Source organism: Bacteroides luhongzhouii, assembly GCF_009193295.2.
Lineage (GTDB): Bacteria > Bacteroidota > Bacteroidia > Bacteroidales > Bacteroidaceae > Bacteroides > Bacteroides luhongzhouii.
Genome location: NZ_CP059973.1, coordinates 4,242,750 through 4,266,786, shown reverse-complemented (window position 1 = coordinate 4,266,786; position 24,037 = coordinate 4,242,750). Strand labels below are relative to the sequence as shown.

Annotated in this window: 24 protein-coding genes; 23 read left to right on the top strand and 1 reads right to left on the bottom strand. The window is 37.1% G+C overall.

Annotated features, from left to right (window positions below; all coding sequences use genetic code 11):
- Position 1 precedes the first annotated feature (1 nt).
- The 5 genes from GD631_RS15870 (at position 2) to GD631_RS15850 (ending at position 6,069) form a co-directional block, all read left to right on the top strand.
- On the top strand, positions 2-1,756 hold the full coding sequence (locus GD631_RS15870; protein WP_143258548.1) for a hypothetical protein: 1,755 nt from the start codon (positions 2-4) through the stop codon (positions 1,754-1,756).
- A gap of 585 nt (positions 1,757-2,341) precedes the next feature.
- A complete protein-coding gene (locus tag GD631_RS15865; RefSeq protein WP_143258547.1) occupies positions 2,342-3,451 on the top strand; it encodes a ParB N-terminal domain-containing protein in 1,110 nt (369 codons plus the stop codon).
- Between the two features lie 8 nt (positions 3,452-3,459).
- Positions 3,460-4,380 carry a hypothetical protein gene (locus tag GD631_RS15860; RefSeq protein WP_143258546.1) on the top strand — a complete coding sequence of 307 codons (921 nt, stop codon included), beginning with the start codon at positions 3,460-3,462 and terminating at the stop codon, positions 4,378-4,380.
- A 52-nt stretch (positions 4,381-4,432) separates the two neighbouring features.
- Positions 4,433-5,287 (top strand): DNA adenine methylase, encoded by an 855-nt coding sequence (locus tag GD631_RS15855; RefSeq protein WP_143258545.1) that lies wholly within the window; start codon positions 4,433-4,435, stop codon positions 5,285-5,287.
- Between the two features lie 386 nt (positions 5,288-5,673).
- Positions 5,674-6,069, top strand: a complete 396-nt coding sequence (locus tag GD631_RS15850; RefSeq protein WP_032852477.1) for a hypothetical protein — start codon at positions 5,674-5,676, stop codon at positions 6,067-6,069.
- Positions 6,070-6,159: 90 nt separating this feature from the next.
- Here GD631_RS15850 and GD631_RS15845 read toward each other — a convergent pair whose 3' ends face one another.
- Positions 6,160-6,402: a hypothetical protein gene (locus GD631_RS15845; protein WP_143258544.1), complete on the bottom strand. Its 243-nt coding sequence runs from the start codon at positions 6,400-6,402 to the stop codon at positions 6,160-6,162.
- A 301-nt stretch (positions 6,403-6,703) separates the two neighbouring features.
- Between GD631_RS15845 and GD631_RS15840 the strand changes: the two genes are divergently transcribed.
- From GD631_RS15840 to GD631_RS15760, 18 genes are all read left to right on the top strand, one after another.
- Positions 6,704-7,117, top strand: coding sequence for a hypothetical protein (locus GD631_RS15840; RefSeq protein ID WP_143258543.1), 414 nt, complete (start codon positions 6,704-6,706; stop codon positions 7,115-7,117).
- Positions 7,118-7,389: 272 nt separating this feature from the next.
- Complete coding sequence (locus GD631_RS15835) at positions 7,390-7,596, top strand: hypothetical protein (protein WP_143258542.1); 207 nt, start codon at positions 7,390-7,392, stop codon at positions 7,594-7,596.
- On the top strand, positions 7,593-7,802 hold the full coding sequence (locus tag GD631_RS15830) for a hypothetical protein (protein ID WP_015531146.1): 210 nt from the start codon (positions 7,593-7,595) through the stop codon (positions 7,800-7,802). The genes GD631_RS15835 and GD631_RS15830 overlap by 4 nt, the downstream gene beginning before the upstream one ends.
- On the top strand, positions 7,799-8,008 hold the full coding sequence (locus tag GD631_RS15825) for a hypothetical protein (protein ID WP_008647605.1): 210 nt from the start codon (positions 7,799-7,801) through the stop codon (positions 8,006-8,008). The genes GD631_RS15830 and GD631_RS15825 overlap by 4 nt, the downstream gene beginning before the upstream one ends.
- Positions 7,995-8,216 carry a hypothetical protein gene (locus tag GD631_RS15820; RefSeq protein ID WP_008647604.1) on the top strand — a complete coding sequence of 74 codons (222 nt, stop codon included), beginning with the start codon at positions 7,995-7,997 and terminating at the stop codon, positions 8,214-8,216. Before GD631_RS15825 ends, GD631_RS15820 begins: the two co-directional genes overlap by 14 nt.
- A 30-nt stretch (positions 8,217-8,246) precedes the next feature.
- Positions 8,247-8,594 carry a hypothetical protein gene (locus tag GD631_RS15815; RefSeq protein ID WP_143258541.1) on the top strand — a complete coding sequence of 116 codons (348 nt, stop codon included), beginning with the start codon at positions 8,247-8,249 and terminating at the stop codon, positions 8,592-8,594.
- 107 nt (positions 8,595-8,701) lie between these two features.
- Positions 8,702-9,145, top strand: a complete 444-nt coding sequence (locus GD631_RS15810) for a hypothetical protein (RefSeq protein ID WP_143258540.1) — start codon at positions 8,702-8,704, stop codon at positions 9,143-9,145.
- The gene (locus tag GD631_RS15805) at positions 9,138-10,496 is read left to right on the top strand and encodes a hypothetical protein (protein WP_008647602.1); all 1,359 of its coding nucleotides are present in this window, start codon (positions 9,138-9,140) and stop codon (positions 10,494-10,496) included. Before GD631_RS15810 ends, GD631_RS15805 begins: the two co-directional genes overlap by 8 nt.
- A gap of 2 nt (positions 10,497-10,498) precedes the next feature.
- Positions 10,499-11,008, top strand: coding sequence for a hypothetical protein (locus tag GD631_RS22210; RefSeq protein ID WP_244983340.1), 510 nt, complete (start codon positions 10,499-10,501; stop codon positions 11,006-11,008).
- Between the two features lie 27 nt (positions 11,009-11,035).
- Positions 11,036-11,344, top strand: a complete 309-nt coding sequence (locus GD631_RS22205) for a hypothetical protein (protein ID WP_244983339.1) — start codon at positions 11,036-11,038, stop codon at positions 11,342-11,344.
- 10 nt (positions 11,345-11,354) lie between these two features.
- Positions 11,355-12,275: a DUF6712 family protein gene (locus tag GD631_RS15795; protein ID WP_143258539.1), complete on the top strand. Its 921-nt coding sequence runs from the start codon at positions 11,355-11,357 to the stop codon at positions 12,273-12,275.
- Complete coding sequence (locus tag GD631_RS15790; RefSeq protein ID WP_143258538.1) at positions 12,272-13,267, top strand: hypothetical protein; 996 nt, start codon at positions 12,272-12,274, stop codon at positions 13,265-13,267. Before GD631_RS15795 ends, GD631_RS15790 begins: the two co-directional genes overlap by 4 nt.
- Positions 13,264-13,713: a hypothetical protein gene (locus GD631_RS15785; RefSeq protein ID WP_143258537.1), complete on the top strand. Its 450-nt coding sequence runs from the start codon at positions 13,264-13,266 to the stop codon at positions 13,711-13,713. The genes GD631_RS15790 and GD631_RS15785 overlap by 4 nt, the downstream gene beginning before the upstream one ends.
- Positions 13,706-15,571: a hypothetical protein gene (locus GD631_RS15780; RefSeq protein WP_143258536.1), complete on the top strand. Its 1,866-nt coding sequence runs from the start codon at positions 13,706-13,708 to the stop codon at positions 15,569-15,571. Before GD631_RS15785 ends, GD631_RS15780 begins: the two co-directional genes overlap by 8 nt.
- Positions 15,572-15,671: 100 nt before the next feature.
- Positions 15,672-19,775 (top strand): phage tail tape measure protein, encoded by a 4,104-nt coding sequence (locus GD631_RS15775; protein WP_143258535.1) that lies wholly within the window; start codon positions 15,672-15,674, stop codon positions 19,773-19,775.
- A 191-nt stretch (positions 19,776-19,966) separates the two neighbouring features.
- Positions 19,967-20,239: a hypothetical protein gene (locus GD631_RS15770; protein WP_008647594.1), complete on the top strand. Its 273-nt coding sequence runs from the start codon at positions 19,967-19,969 to the stop codon at positions 20,237-20,239.
- Between the two features lie 6 nt (positions 20,240-20,245).
- Positions 20,246-20,887: a hypothetical protein gene (locus GD631_RS15765; protein WP_143258534.1), complete on the top strand. Its 642-nt coding sequence runs from the start codon at positions 20,246-20,248 to the stop codon at positions 20,885-20,887.
- Position 20,888: 1 nt separating this feature from the next.
- On the top strand, positions 20,889-24,035 hold the full coding sequence (locus tag GD631_RS15760) for an Ig-like domain-containing protein (RefSeq protein ID WP_143258533.1): 3,147 nt from the start codon (positions 20,889-20,891) through the stop codon (positions 24,033-24,035).
- The last annotated feature ends 2 nt before the right edge of the window (positions 24,036-24,037 follow it).

Genomic DNA, 24,037 nt, shown 5'->3' with positions numbered 1-24,037 from the left:
GATGACCAGGAAACAAAAACTAAAGACATCGACTGATGATGTAGAACAGCGATACGCAAATTGGATGGCCCAGCTCATATCAATAATGATGCCATGGGCGCTTTATTGGATTGCCGGGCGTGCCAGTGCTAAAACAGTGCAAGTATTATCAGAACGAGTGCAAGAAGTTGCACAGGATTGTCAGGGCGCACCGTTCGCATGGGTAGCTGATACATATTCAGATTTGCATAAGAATGTCATTCCTTCGCTTATAGATGGACTCTCTCTATTAGGGTGGGAAATCGGCACTCACTATGTGATTAATCAGGAGCCGCCTAAAGAATGGCAGGAAAGAATGTACAATGTATGTACGGACTGGCGTAACACTATGGTTTTCTATACCGGATTTAATTTCACATTCATCTCTTTAGACAGACCGTCTATCGGTGCAGGACGTTCGTATGTTGGAGTGTTCGGTGATGAAGTCAAGTATTTCCCGGAGGAGAAATTTACGAATCTGTTGAAAGCTGTACGGGGTTTCAGGGTGAAGTATGGAATGAATGTTTGGTACCGTAGTCGTACCCTTACTACCGATATGCCTAATCCTAACCATATTGGCGAATATGACTGGATTCTGAAACTAGCTAAACAGAACGATAAAGATAAAATCCTGTTAATGCTCCAGGCGGGATTTGTCTATAACGAGACGAAAAAGACGTATGTAGCTACCTTGCAGGAATATAATGAAGTGCTGAAGAAATATCGCTTTGATAAATCATTAGCTTCAAGTCTTAATAAACTGCAACGGGCACTGGAACTCGCAGGACGCAATATGAAGCGGTGGGAAGAACGATGGATCAAGACACGTTCACGTACATCGTTTTTTTTCATTTCGTCCTCTTATGTCAACGCAGACGTTTTAGGGCTGGATTGGTTTAGTGATGAATTCTCCGAGGGGCTTGAAGGAATTCTGTGCAATATCCTTTCGATTATCCCCAAATTGGAAGCCGGGCAAATGTTTTACTGTAATTTGGCTATCCGGCATTTTTATGCTGATGGATTCATTAATGAGATTATAGAGCAGAAGCCGTTGGGATGGAAGGAGGATTGCACAGTACTTAGGCATTTAGACATGAATAGGCCCATTGAAGCCGGAATGGACTCCGGTAATATGCTATCTATGGTATTTGGGCAACAGGACAAAAAGAAATACAAAGTATTGAAAGAACTCTATACGTTGCCACCTAATACAGCCAGAGAACTGGCTGATAATTTCTTGGAATATTTTAAACCACATAGACGGAAGATATTGAAACTCTATTATGATCGTTCGATGAATAATTATCATAAAGTCAAGGCGGACATGGCTACTCAAATAAAAAAGAATATAGAATACTATGCTGATGGCACAAGGACAGGATGGCAGGTACAGTTAATGAGTATAGGGCAGGGCAATATTGGTAGTAATTTGGAATATCGTTTCTTCATGGATTTGTTAAGTGGCAATTTAGAACGGGGATTGTTTACCATTCAATTTGACCAGTATAATTGTTCCAACCTCAAGAGTGAGATGGAAATAACCGGAACAAAGACTGTAAGCCGTTCTGATGGTAGTTCAGAGATAGTCAAACTAAAGACTGGAGATAAGTTACCTACCAACCGGTTACCTAAAGAGTCAACCAATCTTACGGATGCACTTAAATATCTTATGTTACGTAAGGAATGGATACGGATATGGAAGACTGGGCGCAATATATCTGTTGCATCTAGGGTATAGTTTGTTTTTATTCGAGTGGTTAGCCTCGCAGTCTGTGAAGATAGCGGGGCTTTTTCATGTACACCTGCCTGAGGCAGGCAGATAGGTAGCATTTTCTTAGGGAAAATTTGATAGTGTGGGATTGTAAGGATTTTGTCATATTTCCCACCCCAAAAGGGGGGTGCGACCGCAAAAAGGGATCGGCGCGTGTCGGGCAGAACTCCGTTTCATTTGCGGTTTTTAGAAACCGCAAATAGTTTTATTTTTGAAAATCAGGGTTTTATAATAAGTTTGTGCTTCCCAGATATAAAAAAAACGCCCTAAATCGAAGAGAAAATAGCCGTATGTTTGAATATAAAAGAATCTGATTGATAAATATCTTTCTTTTTTATGGCTATATGCGCCCTTAATATATAGTTATGAAGAATTAATTTATTGAATATATAATATTTTTTTAGTTGATTATTTGGAAATTAATAGATAGTAGATAATACCCTATAAAAACATATAATTACTTATTGTTTCAATTAATTTGAATAATTATTTCTATCTTTGTGAACATTCTAATCACATCATAGGTTGTTTAGCAAAGATATAATTTAATATATGGCTAATATAGAACGTTTTAAAGCAGTAGATTTAAATTTTGATAGGAATAATCCACGTTTGGTTGAGTTTCCTATAGGGAAAAATAGTACTGAAAAAGATATAATAAATATTCTTTGGTCTGAGATGGCCGTAAATGAGATAGTTATGTCGATTCTTGCACATGGTTTTTTTGAGAATGAGGCCATGTATGCTGTATTTGAAAACGGAAAATTTGTTGTTGTAGAAGGAAATAGAAGGTTGGCTGCAGTCAAATCTATACTTGATCCCGATATTATTGAAAATTCGGGAATGAATAAGTATAAAAATAAAATAACCCCAGAATTGGTTGGACAACTTTCTAATGATCTTCCAGTAATCGTCTTAAAGGATAGGCAAGAAGCTTGGAGATATATCGGATTTAAACATGTAAATGGAGCTGCTAAGTGGGGATCATATGCAAAAGCTCAATATATAGCTTCTGTTCATAATGATTATGGTATTTCATTAGATGATATTGCAGAACAAATAGGTGATGCTAATAAGACTGTTTTTAAGTTGTATCAAGGATTGATGGTTTTAGAACAGGCGGATAAAGATACTGCATTTAGAATAGATGATGTGTATCACAATAGGGTGTATTTTTCTCATTTATATACAGCAATAGGATACGAAGGATATCAGGATTATTTAGGTATAAAATTAAATGATGCTCAAACTTCTCCGGTTCCTACAGAAAAGTTAAAGAATTTAGAAGAAGTTATGCTATGGTTGTTTGGCAGTGAGACACAAGATATAAAACCTATAATTGCTAGTCAGAACCCTGATCTAAAAAATTTAAATAATGTTTTGCAAAATCGGGAGGCTATAGAGGCACTTCGCTCTACTGGAGATTTATATATTGCTTATGATTTGAGCCTAAATGGTTCTGATGTTTTATATAAGGCCTTAGTAGAAGCAAAAGTTGCGTTGCAGAAAGCATTGTCTAAGATTTCTTATTATCAAGGTGAGGATGAGGTTCTGAAAATGTCAGGAACTATTGCTAATACAGCGGATACATTGTATCAAAATTTGGAGAATATTAATATAGCTAAAAAAGGCAAAACTGCTAAAAATAGAATTACTGAATAGATTTTATTATGTATAAATTAGGATCAGTTCCTGGTATTTCTGCTAACATTTCAGAACTAGCTGATTTTCTAGAAATAAAGTGCTTGTTCAGTGATGAACAATTTTATTCTATAAGTTCAGCAAGAAGTGCGTTGTCTATTGAATCTGATGAATATAGGAACGAAGGTATTGAATCTGAAGATGATGCTATTTTGAGGAGACTTGAAGATACATTACAAGAGATAGAAGAACGCATTAGAAGAAGTAATAATCGATATCCTTTTACTACAGAACGCAATCAAATTAGATTGGATAGGTTAGATTCAGTTTTTGATTATGTATATTTATATCTTTTATTGGCAACGCGTATTAATATGGGAACTGAAAGAATGGCTGGTGAGGTAGATGGGACATTGTTATTTGAGGAACTCTCTAGCTATGTTGCTAAATCGTATTTTGGAGAAAACTCTAATTCAATTGTTTTTGGGACATCTGCACGTGAGGCTGGTACTTTTAAGGATAAGATACTATATTTATTAAGCTTATTAAATGAAGGTGGTGGCTTTAAAGAACCTATAGGAAGCACAGGGAGACAAAATGATGGAAAATTGGATATTGTTGTTTGGAAGCCTTTTAGGGATAATAGGGGAAGTAAACTTATTGGATTAGGACAATGTAAAACTGGTACATCTTGGAATGGAGCATTGGGGCAGTTACAACCATCTGCTTTTTTTGGATCTTATACTACTTGTTGTCCTTATCATGATCCTGTAAGGTTATTTTTTATAGCTGAGTCGTGTACGGAAAGGTGGGAGGAAACAGCAAGAATTGCTGGAATCTTATTTGATAGATGTCGTTTCATGGATTATTTGCCGGAGAATTTACCGGAGGAGTTGTTGATAAAAGTGAAAACTTGGGTTGATTCAATGATAACTAAATATAGAAATTAATATTGTTAGATATACAAAAATACCTATCTTTGTGTCAATCTAAAAATATAATATGAAGTTTAATTCCCCATTAAGATATCCAGGAGGTAAAGGAAAAACTGCTGATTTTTTTGCAGAACTATTTAGATGCAATAATTTGGTGGGAGGGACTTATGTAGAACCTTATGTTGGTGGAGGATCTGTTGCTTTACACCTACTTTTTGAAGGTTTGGTGAATAGGATTGTTATAAATGATAAGGATCGATCCTTATATGCATTTTGGCATTCTGTGCTTTATAATACAAAAGAATTATGTCAATTAATAGATGAGACACCTATAACAGTTGATAACTGGAAGATTCAAAAGGAAATTCAAAATTCAAAAGAGAATGTTGATTTACTCACTTTGGGTTTTTCTACATTTTATCTAAATCGCACAAATCGTTCAGGAATTATTAAGGGAGGGATTATTGGTGGAGTTAATCAAACTGGTAATTATGGTATAGATGCAAGATACAATAAAAGGAATTTAATAGAAAGAATACAAAAAATAGCTCAATATACTAATCAAATTGTTTTATTCAATCTAGATGCTGTGCAACTAGTAAAAGAACAAAAACGAATACTTCCTCCTAATACATTATTTTATTTTGATCCTCCTTACTATGTGAAGGGTAAAGGACTTTATATGAATTATTATTGTGACAATGATCATTGTAATATTCGAGATGAAATTGCACTAATTGATACTCAAAAATGGATAGTTACTTATGATTGTGTACCTTTTATAGCAGAATTATATAAAGACTATCGGATGGTGCAGTTTAGTTTAAATTATAGTGCATCAACTGTAGGAAAAGGAAAGGAATATATGATATTTTCTAATAATGTAATTATACCAGAACATTCATTATTGTTAGAAGAATAGGTTGGATTGTACAGCTTTTATATAATAATTGTATAGTTAGATCCATTCCTACCTTAGTATTATATTATGTCTTTTCCTATTTTATTTTCAGATTTAATATTGGGGAATAGATGTACTTTTACTTCATTGGCATGAGACAAAACTTTGACAAGTAAAAGGGCTTCCAACCCGTGGAAGCCCTTTTTTATTCTTTAAAATATACATTTTGTTGTTATATTTTGGTGCTGTTAAATATTATGCTGATATTTGTACACTAGGCACAAACAAAAGATTCATCTCTGCAGATCGTGCAATCTGTATTAGGTTGTAGATGGTTCTAGTTAATGCACAATATAAGGAGATGTTCTTGTATACAGACACACATTTTTAACTAAATATTAAAAAAAATGAAGAAGATTATTTTTCTAATGCTGATGTTTGTCAGCGTCAATGTAATGGCTCAAGAGTCATACAAAGTGTTTTGTGAATTACTCGGTATGGGTAAGTTTATGAGTACTAAAGTTATTGTAACTGTCGATTTCGGGCAAAAAACTAAATATTGGTCTGGTGATGCCAAGCAATATTTAGTTGATGATGAGGGTGAAAAATTAGAGTTTAACTCTATGGTAGATGCTATGAACTATATGGGAAAGCGCGGATGGGAGTTTGAACAAGCTTATGTTGTAACAGCTAGTAATCAAAATACATACCATTGGTTATTATCGAAAAAGGTCACTTCTGATGAACAATTGAAAGAAGGGCTCATTACGAAAGAGGAGTATGATAAAAAGCATAAGAAATGATAAGTTAAAGCGGAGTTTTTCTCCGCTTTATTTTTTTATTAGTAAATAGCCGGACTTATCATATTATCATAAATTAAAGATATTAGCTTTTCATAGATTCATTTTACTACTGGCACTACCAAATGCGCTAATGTTTATAGGCTTCTCATTGATGTCTTTAATCATAAATTGAATGCGTCCAAACGCTTTAACGCCCTCTTTGAGAGCATCAAGATCGTTTATCCATACGTCTAAAATCTCATTTTCTTTGATTACGACATAACCACCCAAAGGATTTTCTTCGCGAAGGCGTTCTAAATTCTTGTGATAAGTAGCTAACTCTATTTCGAACATATAGCTTGATGTTTTCCACAAAAATAATATTTTTCTTTTGCACTTTCAGATATTATCCGCATATTTGTACAGTATAACTGCATGATTATATGATGTGAAACGGGGGCATACGGGTTACATTATATTTAGAATATTTTTATAATCGCGATTAATAGAGCTTGTAGAGTAGCAGCATGCCCGCTGTGAAATGCAGGCTCTATTTTTTTTGCACAGGTGATGAGTGTGTATATCCACCATGTATTAAAGACGGGATTTCATTTTCTTCATTTTTTAGTGCAGTATTTAATTCGTCGAATTTACGATGTTTATTTCGAAAAAAGAATTTGAACAACTTTGTAAAGAAGGAAAAGTTGTTGATGCCCGTCGAGGAGGATTGGTTATTGGTCGTTCTCATGATGAAGGTAATATTTATATGATTCAAGAATATTTAAATGGATATAGAGTTATAAACAATATGGAAGGTGGTGAATATGTAATTTGCCACGAAGCCATAGAAAAACACAAAGATAGGATAGTATTGATAAACTCCATGCAAATGGACTGCAAAAATGTGAATATAGATGTATTAAGACATACGCCATTACTAATAACATCGTTAGAGGGTAGTTCTGATAAATTTCTGTTATTTGATAATAGAAGGCAATTTGTAGTCAATAAAGCTTCAATATGCTTCTTCCTAGAAGAATTGAATAAACTAAATATTGATTACATTTAAAAATGCCACTTTTCTTTTGCATTTTCAAATTTTATCCTCATCTTTGCAGTGCTAAAACAGTTTATCACTTAATGATACCGGATTGAGCAACGGATAATGCTCACAATATTGCGGGCTTTTTTTATGCCCTTACTTATGATATAGGCGGTTGCCTTTCCCAATCTTCTTTTGCTCTCTGGAGTTAATTGATGAACTGTTTTAGCGAACTCGGGAAATGGCAACCGTTCTTGTTTTAAGAAAATTGCCTAAAACGCTAAAACAGTTCATCAATTATGAAAAAAGAAAAGAAAGTCCTCACCAAATGTGTAGAGGCAAAGAAAGTCAAAGAATTTTTCAACGAAATTAGTGATTTAATTACTTCCGGACACGATAAAGTCTGGACGAGTAAAGATGAAAACGGTGAAATGAATTTCATCGTGGGTAATAGCCGTGTGAATATACGTATCAATGCTTCAATGATGAAAGGAGGTACATTATGAAACGGGATAAATCTATAACTAATAAAAACATCTTTGTGACAAGTGAACGTAAACATACTGATACTGAATCAGGAGAATATAACTATAATATCAGTTATCTAGGTAACTATGAATTGTGTGAATTGACAGCTGAAGAAGTTGTTGAATTAATAGCTTGTTTGCAAAATGCACTCCAATCTAATGGAGAGAAAGGAGTTAAACTATGAGTAATCCGATATTTAAAATTATAAAAAGCTGTAGTTATTCAGGTGGTATAAAGTGCATGGAAGAATATACTATTGCTTTATATTCTAAATATATATGCACTTGTGCTAGGGAAGAACTAATAGAACTTCGTAATCAATTGGATTTAGCTTTGAATGACCAAAGAATAGTTGTAAACGAGAAAAGAGATTCAGATGAAAGACAGTGAGATACATTATTTCCTTTCAGGTTTAAAAGACCTACGCGAATTATTTTTAGTCATTGATGAAATTAAATCAGAGACAGGCATGACACCTGATGTGATTAAATACGGAGATAAAAAACTGAAATATAGTAGCAAAGATGGTAAATCTCTGAAAAATGGAGATTTAAATGAGGAAGTATATATAGAAAGAAATTTGATTCCTGCTAAATGATTTGTACTTTTGTCTCATATACAGAACATTATGACTACAAAAAAGCAAAAGTTTGAAAAACAGAAAAAAGCAGGAATTGATAAGATCATTGCTTTTCAGAAATGGGAAAAAGATGGCATCATTACCGTTGCTTTGGAGCAAATGAGAATAGAGGTGAATTTCTTGTTATGGCATTCCTTTAGTACGAAAGGACTTGTAAAGTTATGCAGTTCTCTTGCTTTCTACTTAAAGACAAAACGAGCTTATGAAGGAATGGTTACCAATGACGATTTTATAACGATTATTGTAAACTATGGTAATGATCCGAACGAATATGGAAAATTAGGACTCGTAGAAACGGTTAGATTTCATCCCCAGAAAGGATTTGAACAAATCTAAGGTTTGAAATAATAAAAAAGCCCCGATTGTGAGTGCAGTCGGGGCTTTTTTGTGTCCTTTTTTAAGGTCTTTCTCGTATGTAATTTTGCAATATAGTTAGTGTAATAATGGAAAGTGACGAAAGCAAGGAATTAAAGACCCTTTTTATTGAGGAGGAACTGTCACAGCACGGAGAATGGCTTTGTGATATACTTACTGAAGCTATAGAGACAAGAGAGCTCATGCAGACGGATGCTTTGCATGATAGCATAGATTATAAAACTTTCCATGACGGAGAGAATCCGGGATTAAAGGTTAGTTTCTTTTCTTATGGTCGTGCTTTTGAAATTGCGGGAAATAAGAAGAATCGGCATCAAGTTGATACAAACCGGACGGTTTGGGGAATGAAAGCAAACCGGAATCCGGTGAAGAAAAATACGAGATGGTATGCAAAAAATATGTATGGAGGGCTGAACCGATTGATTTCGAGAGTTATGTATGGCTTGAGTGATGCGGAAATCGCCCGCTTAAAAGGGATATTGGAAAATAGAAAATTGAATTATAATGGCTGAAATAAAGGAGAAAATTGGAGGCTTCCGGTTTGTTGATGCTGGAGTAGGTACCTATGCCATCAATATGAGTTTAGGTAACAATGAACTAAGTAGTTTTTTTAATGGTTCTTCCTCCAACTGGGATGGTGATCCGGTGACAATAGCCGGAGTTCGCGTTGTTCCCTGGGGAATTGATAATAATCTTCCGAAGACAGTACGTGACATTCTTGAAAAGAATAATCTGGGACCGGGCATTTTGGATCGCAAAACAGGTTTGATGTATGGTCAAGGTCCGATGCTTTATCGGGTGAATGTAGTCAACAATGAACGTGTGCAAGAGTGGTTGATAGATAATGAGATACAGGAATGGCTTGATACATGGGATTATCGGAGTTATATTCGTAATGCTTTTGTAGAGTACAATCACATGAAAGGAGTATTTGTGAAATACTATGCAGCCAAATCAATCCGGATCGGTAAACCGTGGATAACCCGTTTGGAAGCCCTTCACAGTACAGATTGCCGGATGGTATGGCCGGAGAATGACAGCCGGAGATTGGAAGATGTGAAACAGTTTCTTATTGGGGACTTTGACAGTTATACCAGTAAGAGGATGATGTTGTATAGCATCTTCGATAAATGGAATCCTTCAGCTACGGAAACCGCTGTGAAATATCATAGTATGCGTAGTTTCGGGCGCAATATGTATGCAATTTCCAGTTTTCATGGTTCGATTCCCTGGCTATTGGATGCTAATACCCTTCCGGAAATAATCCAATATCTAAATGAGAATATGATTGCATCTGCATACATTGTTCATGAGCCGGAAGAGTATTGGAGGCAGAAAGAAGAAATGATACGTGCCATGCACGAAGAATGGAGAGAAGCACAGATATACGAAGAAATAGACCGTTTGCGAGATGAACTTACCAAGAGGATTGCAGATGTCATGGCCGGTAAAAAGAATGCAGGTAAATTCTTCACTTGTGTGGACTTTGTGGATCAGGACGGAAACCTGCAATCATGGAAAATCGAGCCAATCGAAATGAACGTAGATAAATACATCGCAGCACAGGCGGAAATATCAAGGATAGCTGATAGCTCTACTACAAGCGGCTTTGGATTGAATCCTGCGTTATCCAACATCATCATCGACGGCAAAGGTGACAGTGGCAGCCAAATGCTATATGCATTAAAGATCTTCTATGGAGCTGATACGCAAATCCCGGAGGAAATAGCGTTGGAGGCTCTGAATGATGCAATCCGAATAAACTTTCCACATAAGAAAGGTCTTTTTGTTGGTATGTATCGCAAGGTTATCAATAAAGAGGATAATGTAACGTCAGATAAACGGGCAACAAATCAGGTGTAATTATGAATAACAAACAGATAGATTTTCCGGATTGTTGGGAGGAAGTTCTTCCTGCAGAGTGGTTATACTTGCTTCGCTTGCGTCAGAAATTGATTGAACGCCCTAAAATTACTTTAATGGACGTGAAACGAGAGTGGTGCCGTTTTGTTCTTTCCAATCGTGGCATCCGGAGAAAGAGCAGCATTGATTATTATGTTTTGATTGATGAATTAGCGTTGACGCTGGGATGGATGTGGAGTGAGGATAAGGAAGGGAAAGAGGTTGAACTTGTCTTTTCAAGCACAAAGAATCTGTTACCTGAATGGAAACAATATAAAGGTCCGCTTTCTCATGGCAGTGATTTGACATTTGGGGAATTCCGTAATGCGGTTATGATGATGAATGGATACAATGATACACAGGACCCTTCTTTATTGCAAGCCTTATGTGGTATTCTTTATCGTTGTCCGGGAGCAAAAATAGGAAAGTCTGATTTTGACGGTAAATACAGGGAAGAATTTAAGCAAGAATGAATAAATTTCTACTCAAACAGGATTAGGATGATGCCGAAGCAGGTTCAGTGGGGAGTATATGCATGGTTTGCTTTCTTCTGTCACTATTTGCTTACAGGCACATTTATTATTGATGGAATAGAGATTTCATTCGAATCCATCTTCACGAAAGAAACACAGGACGCGAACACGCCCAAGGAGCAAAGTCTGGGAATGAGTGGAATTCTGTTTTCCGTAGCAGAATCCGGAATTTTTGGAAATATAGAAAAAGCGGATGATACATTATTACTCCGGGTAATGATGAAGTTGCTGGATGATAAATACAAAGCAGATGCTTTATTAAAGCGTAACAAATAAATGATATAGTATGATATTCAATAAGGATGATAATGGTAGTAGGGAACTACGGGAACTCACTGGGAATTATTATGCAAATAATGATTTCAATAAAATCATAACTGATATTGAGTTGGCAACAGAGGAAATTTCCGCATTGATTGGTGTTGAACTGTACAAAAAAGTGGAAGGCTGGTATAAAGAGACAAAAGAGGATGCAGATCAAGACCTTATAAAGAAAGTACAACGGCCTATCGCTTTATTGGCTACATTACGTATGTACCAAAAAAATGATCTAAGTCATGAAGATGATGGGCGTAAATTCAAAATTGCTACAGATAACAGTGAAAAGCTCCCTTGGGAATGGCAATTAGATAGGGATGATGCCCGGCATATGGAAGATTATTATAAAGCAGTAGACGCTTTGATACGTTATCTCAATACTTCCGAAATTAAGGAATGGAAAGAGAGCAGGGCTTATAAAATGTCTCAGCTATTACTGATACGCAGTGGAGCGGATTTTGACACCTATTTTCCTATTGACAAGAGCGAGCGTACTTTTATGTTATTGTTGCCATTCATCAAGGAGGCACAATTACTTCATGTGAAGAAGGCGTATGGAAACGGATGGGATACGCTTTTGACTATGGAAGAAAATAATGAAGCGCATTTTGCAGCTTGTAAAGCTGTTGCGTTATTGGGAATGAGTATTGCCCTAAAACGTATGCAACTGAAAATTATTCCAGCAGGAGTAATCAGGGGATATGTGTCTGCAAGTGGTGCAATGGAGAGCGATCCTGCATCTATTGAGGATATCAAGTTATTATCCGAATGGATGAATGATGATGCTATGGTTTGGATTGATGAGATGAAGAAAGCAAGAGATGGTGGGACGGTCACCTACAACCTGTTGCCGGAGAATGATAAACAGAACAAATATATGCGATTATGAATGTAATTCAAAGACCCAGGCCGGAAGAGTTCTGTGCCACAATGCTGGATTATATCATAGATACGGATTCCTCCATTGCTTTCTCCGTAAAATATGGAGGAAAAACGGTATTGGAAGAGGAATATGTTCCGGACGCTAATTATCAGGTAAGAGTGCGGCGACTTGGTAAATTCTGCGAATTGGCCTTATGGGGGGTATGGTGTGCAGGAGAATCAAGTTGGCAAACAAATGCTGCAGGTACCTTTACTTTCTTCATCAATGGAGCACAGGACTCACAAAGTTATGTGATGTTTAGTCGTTTACAAACAAAAAAAGAAGCATCGGCTCCGGGGTGGTTAAGTGAGGTCCGGGAAAAAGTGACACGCAATGGTGCAATGGAGTATGTAAGTAGTGTGTTTACGGATGGTGATAAAGTAATATTGAATGTTCGTACTTTGTCCGGAGCAGTTTACACGGGACAGTTGTATGTGCATAAAGGAGAAAAAATGCCTGTAACGTTGTATGCCGGCATGGAAAGGATAGGAAATATTCTCCCTGAAATAAATGAAATGATCCGTAGTTATGAATTGGTGAAAGGAAGTGATGTTTTTAAGTTTTTGGTAGATCAGACGAGATATGAAGAGGTTCAACGTTTCCGGTATAAAAACGTATATGATATGCCGGAAACAATGACTACCGTAGGCGGTATGACTATGAAAGGCAATGATGAGAGTGATACGGCGAAGATGTTTGGTGTAGATCGTAAATTCGGAGTAAAACCAAAGGATGAATATACAGTTAGTAGTGGGGTTATTTTCCTGCAGAGTGATTATAAGTTATGGCATAATCTGTTGAATGCCCAAGAAGTAGATATCTGGTATGAAGATAGTTGGTTCCCTATTATTGTGACAAAACAGAATTATGAACGTAGTTTTAACCGTAGTCTCCTGAAAGCTATAGAGTTTACCTTTAAAATGGCAGATGTTGAACAGAATAACTTAATTGCATTATGATAGATATCATCCGGTTCAGAGAACTAATGGTGGAGCTTCAGGTTAAAGTTAATCAGAAGAGCGAAGATAGGATTGATTGTTGTTTCCTAGCAGTTAAAGAGGAACACATGGTCAAGAAACTCAAAGATAAAACAGGCGTGTTTCTGTGTGCTAATTATCCGGATGCGGAAGGAGATTCTAAAAACAAAGATAACTGGCAGGAGGATAATCAGGTAATCTTCTTTATTTGTGAAAAGATTGCTTCCGGTAGTAAGACTGACGAGGAAGAATTGCTCCATTATGCCAAGTTGCAGCGAATTATGTGTGTATTGAAAGAAATAATTCGGCAGGATGAATACTGCAATTATCTTTCTGTAGGAAGTAAAATGCGGACAGAATGGGAATATTCTATGTTTGGAGGATTCAATGGATTGAGTTTGGGATTAACGATAGCAGACTATGACTGAATTATATATTGATGGGACTTCGGTGGTACTTCCTGCCGACTTTAGCACTTCTGTAAAACGTGAGAATCCATTCTTTACAAAGAATGGGGAGTATACGTATGATATTACTCTTCAGCTTAGTAACTCAATTAATGCAGACTTATATGAACATCTGAACAGATCGAACTCTATTGCCGAACTAAAGACCAAGAGACAAGCTGTATTGGTCGCTGATAACCGAGTGTATTGCAATGGTACGGAAATCATAACGGGATGGACAGATTCAACAGTATCCATACAAATAGCTTCGGGAAACTCCGAATTGAATTCTTTCATTGGAAACGATTTGCTTGTATCATCATTGGATATGGGAGAAGATGAAATTCCAACAGGCATTATCAATAACTTGGTAAAACGCATATATCCGGACGTGGATTATTGCATACCTCCTGTAATGACAGACAAGGGTGTGATTAATGGATGGAGGGTAGCTGTAACTGTTGTTACTACTTCAAAGCCAACTATATCTCCCAACTATTTGAGAGAAACAGGAGTGGATATTTATCTGCAACCGTATCTTTGCGCTTATATTAGAAAGTTAATGAAAGCACTTGGATATACAGTTTTGACTAATCAGCTGGAAGATTCGGAGTGGAATTTGCTCTATTTGCCACAAAATGGGCACCCCAACCAATATGCAAAAATGTTTCCCGGATGGACTATAAATGAACTCATCACGGAATTTGAGAGTTTTTTTAATCTGTGTTTTCTTGTCAATAATAGAAAGAAGGAAGTTTCTATACTGTTCAGGGCAGAATATTTTAAAAATGCACAGGTTTGCCATGTTCAGCAAGTTGTAGATGAATACGAAACAGAAGAGGGGGAGAACGACAAAGACCCTTCTCAAAGTAATGTGTTGATAGAACCGACTGACAGTGAATATTACAAGCCACAGCATATAGATAAAAATATTCTTTCTTCTGCGACCCGAAAGGATTTTGATACAGTACTGGAATTCACTCAATTTGTAGAAAGTATTAGCTCATCCGGATACCAGGCTGTTAAAAACTATCTGTTTTATACGCATGATAGTTGCCGGTACTACATTACGGTACCTGATGATTCGAATAGGGGATGGCACACAGATGAAGTAAATATGTTTGGTGATGTTCTTCGGGAGCAGAGTGAAAATGAAATCAAATTAAACATTATGCCTTCCGATATGACGAACTATGGTATAGAACGGATCACTTATGAGAGTGGTATGGAGCCGGTATTTATGCCCGACTCTGAACGATCACTTGTAACAGTTCCAAAAATATTCGGAAGCAAGATTGGTACCAGTGATGAAAGTAATGGCATTTATGAGTTAATACAAAGCGGAGAAAACATCCCTACGGAAAAAGATAAGAATCAACAAAAGATTTATGTATCATACTACAAAGGAATGTCACCGATGACTCTTTATGTAAAGCGCAAAGATGATAAGGATTTTAACCCTAAAGTTTTCACGATTGATTACCCTCATTCTTTTAACTGTGAGGACACCCCATATACAGGTAATTTGCGCTTAGCATATTTAGATAAAATGCTCTATTCACGTATGTACGATATTGATTATAAGCACGGCATCAAGATAAAGAGTTATGATGTTAACGTTTATGATACGCGGAATATATTTGAAATCCGGAACAAACGTTATGTCTGTAAAGAGATAGAGGATGTTATCAATGCTGATGGAAGGTCTGGAGCATGGCAAGGCACATTCTATCCGATCCGGATTAGTGATGTAGAAGCAGAAAAACGGTGGATTCTGACAGATGGGAAATGGAGAGATGGCGGTACATGGCTGGACAGTGGACGATGGTTGGATGGCTAGAATATAAGGCTCGCAAATACAAGTGCGAGCCTTTTTGGTGTCCTTTTTTAAGGCTTCTTTGGAGGGTACTTTTGTGTATTAATTAATTAGTTGGGAAACTATGAGTTTAAAGATAGACAGAGTACAACTGGAAATTGTTATTCAACAGGATAGTGCGAGGCAAAAAATGATTGAGCTGGAAGAGCAAATGCGTTCAGCCAATAAAACTTTGAATTCTCTGAAAAAGAAATTTGGAGAGAATAGTGCAGAGTATAAAGCACAAAAGGAAGTCGTTAAAGCACTACAGACCGAGTATGATAAACTCTTTGAAAAGATAGGTATCGGAAGTTTGAGTGTGAAGGAACTCCAAAACAGGCAAAAAGAACTGAATGCCATTCTACGGAATTTGCCGGGTGATAGTCCACTATACACTCAGTATAAAGCACAACTGGACGCAGTTAACCAAAGAATGAAAGAGCTAAAAGGTACAGCGGAATCTACTAAGTTCTCTTTATCAAAATTGACTGATGGATTTAATAAATATGGAGCCATCGGTGCAAGTTTTATAGCCTCGTTGACCGGAATAACCTTGACCGCCCGTAAATGTGTGGATGAGTTTGCACAGATGCAGGAAGCGGAAAGCCAGGTACGTAAATATACTGGCATGACGAGTGAACAGGTCGCTGGTTTAAATGAGGAGTTTAAGAAGATAGATACTCGTACAGCACGTGAACGTTTAAATGAACTTGCAGGAGATGCCGGGCGGCTTGGTATTACAGCGAAAAATGATGTTCTGGAGTTTGTAGAAGCTGCCAATATGATTGATGTTGCACTTGGAGAAGATTTGGGGCAGGATGCTATCAAGAATATTGGTAAGCTGGCAGATATGTTTGGAGATAGCGAACGTTCAATGAAAGAAAATATGTTAGCTATCGGTAGTGCGGTGAACGAAGTCGCACAAAATTCTAGTGCTGCTGAACCTTATTTGGTGGAATTCAGTGCGCGCATGGGGGGAGTGGCAAAACAGGCAAAACTTTCAATTACTGATGTCATGGGCTTTGCTTCGGCACTCGATCAAAATATGCTTCGTAGCGAAATGGCCAGTACTGCTTTACAAGGATTGATCTTAAAATTATATCAGGAGCCTGCAAAGTACGCGAAAATAGCTCGAATGGATGTTAAGCAATTCACAACGCTGATGGAGACGGATGCTAATGAAGCTGTTCTTCAGTTCCTTGCTAGTTTGGGGAAATTAGGTGGCATGGATAAAATGGCACCTGTTTTAAAGGAAATGAAGTTGAGTGGTGCTGAAGCGGCCGGAGTTATCAGCGCATTAGCTAGCAATGTTGAGAAGGTCCGTAAAGAACAGGAGACTGCTAATCAGGCTTTCATTGATGGTACCAGTATTACGAATGAGTATAATGTACAAAATACGACGGTTCAGGCAGAGCTGGATAAAGCTAAGAAGCGTTTTAAGGAAATTCGGATCGAACTTGGAGAACGGTTGCTCCCTGTTATGAAATATATGGTGAGTACTGGTAGTCTTACAGTCAAAGGATTAGTTAAAATAGTATCCATATTTAGTAAATATAAAAATGCAATTATACTTGCAACATCTACCATTGCAGGATATACAATTGCTGTCAATGCTTCGGTTATTGCAGATAAAGCTAAAGTACTTTGGACTGGTAAAATTGTCATGGGGCTAAAAACTTTATATAGTGTTGCAAAAGCACATCCATGGGGACTACTCCTAACGATAGGTGCATCTCTTATAGGTTTACTTATTGATACAAATAAACAGTTAAGTGAGAGTGAGCGTTTGGAAAAGAATCTTCAAGATATTCGTAGACGATCTGTTTCGATAGTGAATCAAGAAGCTGTATCAGTCAAGGATTTCTTAAATATAGCTAGGGACGAGAAAAGAAGCAAAGAGGAGAGAGAGGCTGTTATAAAAAGATTAAATGAACTATCTCCTGAATATTTGGGTAGTCTTACTTTAGAGAAAATAAATACAGAGCAAGCCACTACTGCTGTAAATGCCTATATTGATAGTTTACTTATATTAGAGGAGATAAAACAAACTCAGCAGAAAGTATCTGAATTGAATGACCAAAAAAATGATATATTAAAGAATGGTCCAGATAATGTTTTTTTAGAGGATATTGAGGCTGGTGCTGCTAATATGTTGAATGGATTTAAGCAGTCTCTAGGTTTAATGACAGATTCATGGGCTGACAATGTTTTGGATAGATATATAAATAAAGGTGTTAATCAAGTGAGAGCTATTGATAACGAGGTGGCTCTACTAAATGCGCACATGGAAGAATCTCGTAAGAAATTGATAAAAATAGAGGTAGAAAAGAATACAGAAGGAGTTCCACCTCCACCGGATGACGAAGACAAGAAGCCTTGGACTACTCGTTTGCAAAATGCAGAAAACGCATACAAAGAAGAATTATTATTGCTACAAAAGAGTTCTGATGCGTTAGCCAGAACGGAGAATGAATATCAGTTGGATGCTCTTCAAAAAGAACTGGAATTTCAGGTTGAAAGGTTGGCAATCATCAAAAAGTATCAGTCAAGTGAAAAAGATAAGAAACATCTGGCTGAATTGGGTAAATTGGAAAGTGAGGCACAAAGCGCAATTTACAATACTCTAAAAAAGTCAGAAGAAACTCGTCTCAACTTAATTAAAGAATATCGGGACAGGAGGCTGAATACTGTTAATGTCGGAGAGAAAAATCTTCTGCTTGAACAGTCTAACCTCAATGATAGTGGTGAGCTGACAGAAAAAGATTATAAAAATCGCCTTTTAGCTATTGAGATTACCTCTTTATATTCCAGACTCGAAATTGCAAAAGATTATAAAAACGATGTTGCTGAACTTGAGTTCCAAAATGGAGAGGTCAAAGCCAAAGCCTTAAAGGAGGCCGGGGATAATATTCTCAACCTTGAACAACAAATTAGCGATAAGCGCGCCAAGATCGTACGGGATAGCGCTAGTCAGATTCAGAATTTCAGTAACCAGTTCAATAAGATGAACGGTTTGGCTTCCACTGACCAACAACTGGCAGCACTGGAATCCTTTTATAAATCTCAATTAGAACTAGCTCGAAAGAATGGGTTGGATGTTACTCTTCTTACGTCTGTATATGAAGAATCTAAGAGGAAAATTCAAGAAAAAGGAGCGAAGGATAGGGCTACTGTTATACAAAAATATGAGTTGGACGCTGCCGAGGATATTAGAGATTTAAAACTGAAAGCTCTTGAGGAGGAACATAAAAAAGGGCTGCTTTCAGAGGAAGAATACGAAATTGCAAAAAATAAAATCAATAATGAATATATTCAGAAAAAGATAGAAGGAAATGAACAGTATTTCAATGCTGTAAGTAGTATAATGAGCAGTGCTTCTTCTGCTGTTCAGGGATTCCAAGATGCAGAAATGAACAAAGTAACTCATAAATATGACAAGGAAATAAAAGCCGCCAAAAAAGCGGGAAAGGATACAACTAAGTTAGAAGAAGAGAAAGAAGAGGCACTAAATCAGGTAAAGAGGAAGTATGCAGACAAACAATTTGCCGTATCGGTTTTACAAATTACTGCAAGTACTGCTGTTGCTGCAATGGAAGCATATAAGGCAATGGCCGGTATTCCTATTGTTGGTCCGGCTCTTGGTGCCATTGCAGCTGCGGCAGCTGTAGCTAGTGGTGCGGCACAGATAGCTGTAGCCAAACAGCAACGGGATGAAGCGAAGGGCTTGAAGTCCGGTGGTTATTCTGATGAATATGTTGAAGGATATACTAAAACAGGAAATCCGGATGATGTTGCCGGAGTTATTCCCGTTCATAAAAATGAATTCGTGACCAATCATGAGGGAGTAGAGAATCCTCATGTACGCCAATTTCTTGATGTTTTTAATGTTGCGCAAAAGAATGGAACAATCCGAATGTTGAACACTACACAAATTTTAGAGCAGGTACGTACTAAAAGTGGTAAATATAGTGGTGGTTATTCTGATGATTCAGTATCTTCTTCCTCCCGATATACAGTTAGTGGTCATATCATGGATGAAGAGACGTTGCGTAAACTATTCGTTCTTTTGAATACGAATAATGATTTGCTTCAATCTATTCTTGAGAAAGATTTAATTGTTGATTCGCGAGCTGTTCGTGATGGGATTAAAAAATTAGAGAGAATGGAAAGGAATGTGAGTCGTGGTTAGTGTCCTTTTTTAAGGCAAGAAAGGAGAGTATATTTGCAATGTGTTTGTTATAGAGGAGTATTTGCGTCGGGAGACGCTTTCCTGTCACAAGTTTAAAGTTAAAACTAAATGAAACTAGCCCCAAAATCCGTGAGGACTTGGGGTTTTTTATTGTCCTTTTTTAAGGCTTATCTGGAAGGTACTTTTGTAGTATGGAAATATATGAAGCAATTCGTCGAATGAAAGAGAAAAGCGAACGGGGAGAAGTTTTCTCATTTGCTTTTATGAGTTATAGTTATGAACGTAATAAAAGTCAGGGCATAGTCAAGGTTGAGCATGCCCGACTTCGTAAACAAAGCACTTTAGAAACAAATCGCTTTGCTGACTATATGCTGAATTTTATAGATACAGATACTCTTGAATATGGAATGTGCTGGCAAATTCTATTGTTAGAATTTGATGGAAATGAATTAGAACTTACATAGTGCGTGATGGATAATAATTATGAAAATATAGTCCCGTGGAACGGAGCGAATGATACCGGACGTGATGTACGGCTCAAATTGCAAAGAAATTTTTCAAAGATTGGAATAAACTTTCAGGAGTTGGAAGGTAAGTTCACGACAGTCGATGAATTGTTCGATTTGATAGCGCAGGAGCTGGAAAAGAAACTAAGCAAAACGGAGAATGATCGGGCTGCAGGAATCATAACGTTCTTGAAAGGGTTAGTCGCAGAGGAGCTAATACAGGCTAACAATGGTTTGGTTGTCCGCAAGACGGAATTAGTTGAAGATAGTTCAATATCTCTAATAGAAGAAGATGAAGATTCACTAGTCGAGGAATTGAATATAAGCGGGGAAGCCAACACATTAGGAGAACTAACAAACGTAAATATTGATGTTGACACTGCTGCACCAGGTTCTTTATTTGTAAAAGAGGAAAATTGGGAAGCCGTTCCACCCGTACTTAGTTCTCTGACAGATTATGATAATATGCTCATGCCTGTATTTCACAAAGTATTAGGTAAATGGGTGTTTATCTCTGTGTCGTCAATCTCTGGCGGAGTGACTCCTCCTGTGACTTTAGAACTGGTATTAGATACGGGTTTATTAGATGTAAATAAATTAGCGTGATATGGATAAGTTAACAAAAGAATTTAAATCGGGCGAGGTGCTAAAAGCACAAGACTTGAATAGCATAAAGGATAAGGTTAATGAACTTGTAGAGGGTGTTAATACTGGAAGCAGTACAACTATAACCGTTGATTCCTCACTTAGTACCACTTCTACCAATCCGGTGCAAAATAAAGTCATAACAGAGGAGTTAAATAAAAAGGTCTTGAAAGTAGATGGCAAAGGATTATCCACAAACGATTATACAACTACTGAACAGCAGAAATTATCTGGAATTCCAGGACAAGTCTATTCAAAAAAAGAAGTCGATGATAAAATCTTATCGAGTTCACAGGGATTTGTATTCTCCGAGTCAGAAATTCAGGTAGGATCATTTCAGATGTCTGGTAGTGCAGGAGTTATAGACAATCCCATCTACTCGCAATTCTCGGTTCTATTAGAGTTGCCTACTTCCTTGGGAACAACAAAAGAGTATACAATATCCGATGATCCTTTAGGTTGTAATCTCTATTTTGCGATAGATTCGTTCATCGCCAGTACAGGAGAGGCTTTAAAGAGTGAGATATTTGTTTCTATGTATGAAATAACCAAAGTATACGTTGACGATAATTACGCTACAAAAGTTATAGTAAAATGTAAGGAAACAACGCCCCTGAATCTTAACGCTTATTTGAACGTGCGTTATATTAAACCTTATTCGGAAAAGATAGAACTGGATATTACTTTATCTGACCCAGTAGCAGTAGATTCCATAGATATAGAATTTCCAACCCTCAAATATGACAAAAAAATGCTTATCAGTCTTACGACTGATGATGCAAATGCTTCTTCCTTTTGCCGTGTATGGGCGGGAGTAAACGGTCGTCCGATCAGTAATAAATTCTATCACGCAAATCATCTTGATGCAGGCGATATTCCTGAATCAATAATAGATACAACCTTAGAAAAGACATTAGGATATACGGACGGCTGCGGCAATGAACGCCGGTTCACTCATGGTGTAGCTGTCTGGCCATACTGTTCGGCGAATGGAAGTATCATGATGGATACAACCAATCCCGTTGATCTGTCCGCAACAAACACTTATCGCTTTATGACTCCTTACTTACAGTGGCGGGATGTGAAAATGATGCTGAAATATGGTTGTAGTATATATTATCATAATATTGGTACAGAAAAATTTGGTAACGATAAAGATGTGAATAATGTAATAGCCGGTTTGAAAGCTGATTGCGAAAGAGCTGTCGAACGTGTTGGGCGTGGAATAAAGGTTCTCGCCCGTCCGGATGGAAACAATGTTTTTGTAACTGCCGCTATCCAAAGTCCTCACATTCTTATGAGTGTGGCAGAGAATTCACCAGCAGTTGATATCCTGCCGTTCTCTGCGACTAAATTGTTCAAGGCTGTCGGCTCACGCTTCTTTCCTTCCGGGAGTGGAAGTACTACGGAGCAAGATGTAGTAAAGACTGATTTCATAGCTGAATATGCAAAAGCGAAAGAACAACGTAAATGGTTCCATTTCTGTTGTCATACTGCTACTTTGGATTGGGTAAATTTACTTGTTTGGTTCAATGATAATTATGGGAAGGATGGCAGTGATGACATCTGGTTCACAACGATTGACGAATACTACGAATATGATAATATTAGGAAAAACGCCATCGTACGGAAATCATTAAACGGAAGTACTTTACACTTAAGTATCTATTTGCCTAAAGGTCAGTATTTCTACTATCCGGATTTCACCCTGTTACTGGATGGAATAACACAGGTCGGCGGTGTTGTTGCTAATGACAAGATAACAGGGCTTTCTTATGTCGTAAAAGATGGGAAGTTAATGTTGAATGTAAATGCAGATGCGAAACTATTAGAACTAGCGGAGGAATTTACCTCTAAATATGAATCTACCCGTCAGAAAGTATGGGAGAATGACGCATTGTACATTGTTGCACAACTGAAAGAAGTACTAAGACAATCATATCTTGACCGACTGAATGTTAGTCCCGATGCAGTAACTTTGAACTCAATCTCAATAAATAGTGGTAGTAGTACAACTATATCACAGAATGTAACCATAACTCCATCTTATACAGGTGCTCCCACGCATTATAAGATTGGAGAAAGTAGCGATTTAAGTGGGGCGTCTTTGGTTTCCTATTCCGGTGGTAATATACAATATACATTGTCTTCCGGTTATGGTGAAAAGACTATTTATTTGAAAATGAAAAATGCAGAATCTGAAAGTGTTGTGCGTAGTAGTGTGATTACTTATGAGGAACAATCAACCGAAATAGCATTGACAGGGCTTAATATAATGGGACTTACCAATAACTTAAAAGTAGGGGACTCCTGTCAACTATCAGTCTCCTATACACCTGCCAACACAACTCAAACTGGCATAACATGGGATAGTGATGATAAGAGTGTTGCTACTATTGACAGTTTCGGTATGTTACACATTGTTGGAAATGGTACAGCGAATATATCAGCAACATCTATATATAATAGCAGTATAACTACCATACAAGCTGTTAATATTAGCAGTTCGGAATCATCAAAAGATGTTGCTATTATTTCGGAATATGCTTGGGCAGAATACAAACAAGCATTTCTATTTGATGAGACAGCCAATGTATACATAACAATTGCAAATGCAAATAATACTAACGGTTTTCCGGCTGGTGGAGAACCTATCTATAGTGCAGTTACCGGAAACGAATTATCTGGATGGTGTCGCATGTACGACAGTGAAAAGATATCGTATTATGATGTGGCTACATTGGATAAGTGGCTTGGAGCGAGCTCTTTCAATCCAGACCTTTCATCTATGTTTTCTATCCCTTTATCGTATCAATACTCCAATAAGTATAATGGTATTATATATCCTATAATTGGTTGGAAAGTCCCTAATGGGACGTACAAGGTAAGTATTCTGTCATCAACAACACAGTCTGACCATACCTCTACTGGTCACATTAAAATCAATAAGGTTGAGCAAACTCTTCCTTCTCTTTCTCTTACGAATAATAAGACCTGGATGGAATTTGATAATATTGTGGTTGATGATGGGAAACTAGCAATTATGATGTGGGCTGAAAAAAGTAAACGTATAGGCTTTAATGCAATAAAGATAGAAAAGATCTCTTAAAA

Excerpts from the sequence above, each read along its gene's own strand:
- GD631_RS15780 (WP_143258536.1), top strand. The coding sequence starts at position 13,706 with ATGACTGAATTATATATTGATGGGACTTCGGTGGTACTTCCTGCCGAC.
- GD631_RS15820 (WP_008647604.1), top strand. The coding sequence starts at position 7,995 with ATGAAAGACAGTGAGATACATTATTTCCTTTCAGGTTTAAAAGACCTA.
- GD631_RS15855 (WP_143258545.1), top strand. The coding sequence starts at position 4,433 with ATGAAGTTTAATTCCCCATTAAGATATCCAGGAGGTAAAGGAAAAACT.
- GD631_RS15840 (WP_143258543.1), top strand. The coding sequence starts at position 6,704 with ATGTTTATTTCGAAAAAAGAATTTGAACAACTTTGTAAAGAAGGAAAA.
- GD631_RS15790 (WP_143258538.1), top strand. The coding sequence starts at position 12,272 with ATGAATGTAATTCAAAGACCCAGGCCGGAAGAGTTCTGTGCCACAATG.
- GD631_RS15795 (WP_143258539.1), top strand. The coding sequence starts at position 11,355 with ATGATATTCAATAAGGATGATAATGGTAGTAGGGAACTACGGGAACTC.
- GD631_RS15865 (WP_143258547.1), top strand. The coding sequence starts at position 2,342 with ATGGCTAATATAGAACGTTTTAAAGCAGTAGATTTAAATTTTGATAGG.
- GD631_RS15765 (WP_143258534.1), top strand. The coding sequence starts at position 20,246 with ATGGATAATAATTATGAAAATATAGTCCCGTGGAACGGAGCGAATGAT.
- GD631_RS15770 (WP_008647594.1), top strand. The coding sequence starts at position 19,967 with ATGGAAATATATGAAGCAATTCGTCGAATGAAAGAGAAAAGCGAACGG.
- GD631_RS22210 (WP_244983340.1), top strand. The coding sequence starts at position 10,499 with ATGAATAACAAACAGATAGATTTTCCGGATTGTTGGGAGGAAGTTCTT.
- GD631_RS15845 (WP_143258544.1), bottom strand. The coding sequence starts at position 6,402 with ATGTTCGAAATAGAGTTAGCTACTTATCACAAGAATTTAGAACGCCTT.
- GD631_RS15815 (WP_143258541.1), top strand. The coding sequence starts at position 8,247 with ATGACTACAAAAAAGCAAAAGTTTGAAAAACAGAAAAAAGCAGGAATT.
- GD631_RS15810 (WP_143258540.1), top strand. The coding sequence starts at position 8,702 with ATGGAAAGTGACGAAAGCAAGGAATTAAAGACCCTTTTTATTGAGGAG.
- GD631_RS15830 (WP_015531146.1), top strand. The coding sequence starts at position 7,593 with ATGAAACGGGATAAATCTATAACTAATAAAAACATCTTTGTGACAAGT.
- GD631_RS15850 (WP_032852477.1), top strand. The coding sequence starts at position 5,674 with ATGAAGAAGATTATTTTTCTAATGCTGATGTTTGTCAGCGTCAATGTA.
- GD631_RS22205 (WP_244983339.1), top strand. The coding sequence starts at position 11,036 with ATGATGCCGAAGCAGGTTCAGTGGGGAGTATATGCATGGTTTGCTTTC.
- GD631_RS15835 (WP_143258542.1), top strand. The coding sequence starts at position 7,390 with ATGAAAAAAGAAAAGAAAGTCCTCACCAAATGTGTAGAGGCAAAGAAA.
- GD631_RS15775 (WP_143258535.1), top strand. The coding sequence starts at position 15,672 with ATGAGTTTAAAGATAGACAGAGTACAACTGGAAATTGTTATTCAACAG.
- GD631_RS15825 (WP_008647605.1), top strand. The coding sequence starts at position 7,799 with ATGAGTAATCCGATATTTAAAATTATAAAAAGCTGTAGTTATTCAGGT.
- GD631_RS15785 (WP_143258537.1), top strand. The coding sequence starts at position 13,264 with ATGATAGATATCATCCGGTTCAGAGAACTAATGGTGGAGCTTCAGGTT.
- GD631_RS15870 (WP_143258548.1), top strand. The coding sequence starts at position 2 with ATGACCAGGAAACAAAAACTAAAGACATCGACTGATGATGTAGAACAG.
- GD631_RS15805 (WP_008647602.1), top strand. The coding sequence starts at position 9,138 with ATGGCTGAAATAAAGGAGAAAATTGGAGGCTTCCGGTTTGTTGATGCT.
- GD631_RS15860 (WP_143258546.1), top strand. The coding sequence starts at position 3,460 with ATGTATAAATTAGGATCAGTTCCTGGTATTTCTGCTAACATTTCAGAA.
- GD631_RS15760 (WP_143258533.1), top strand. The coding sequence starts at position 20,889 with ATGGATAAGTTAACAAAAGAATTTAAATCGGGCGAGGTGCTAAAAGCA.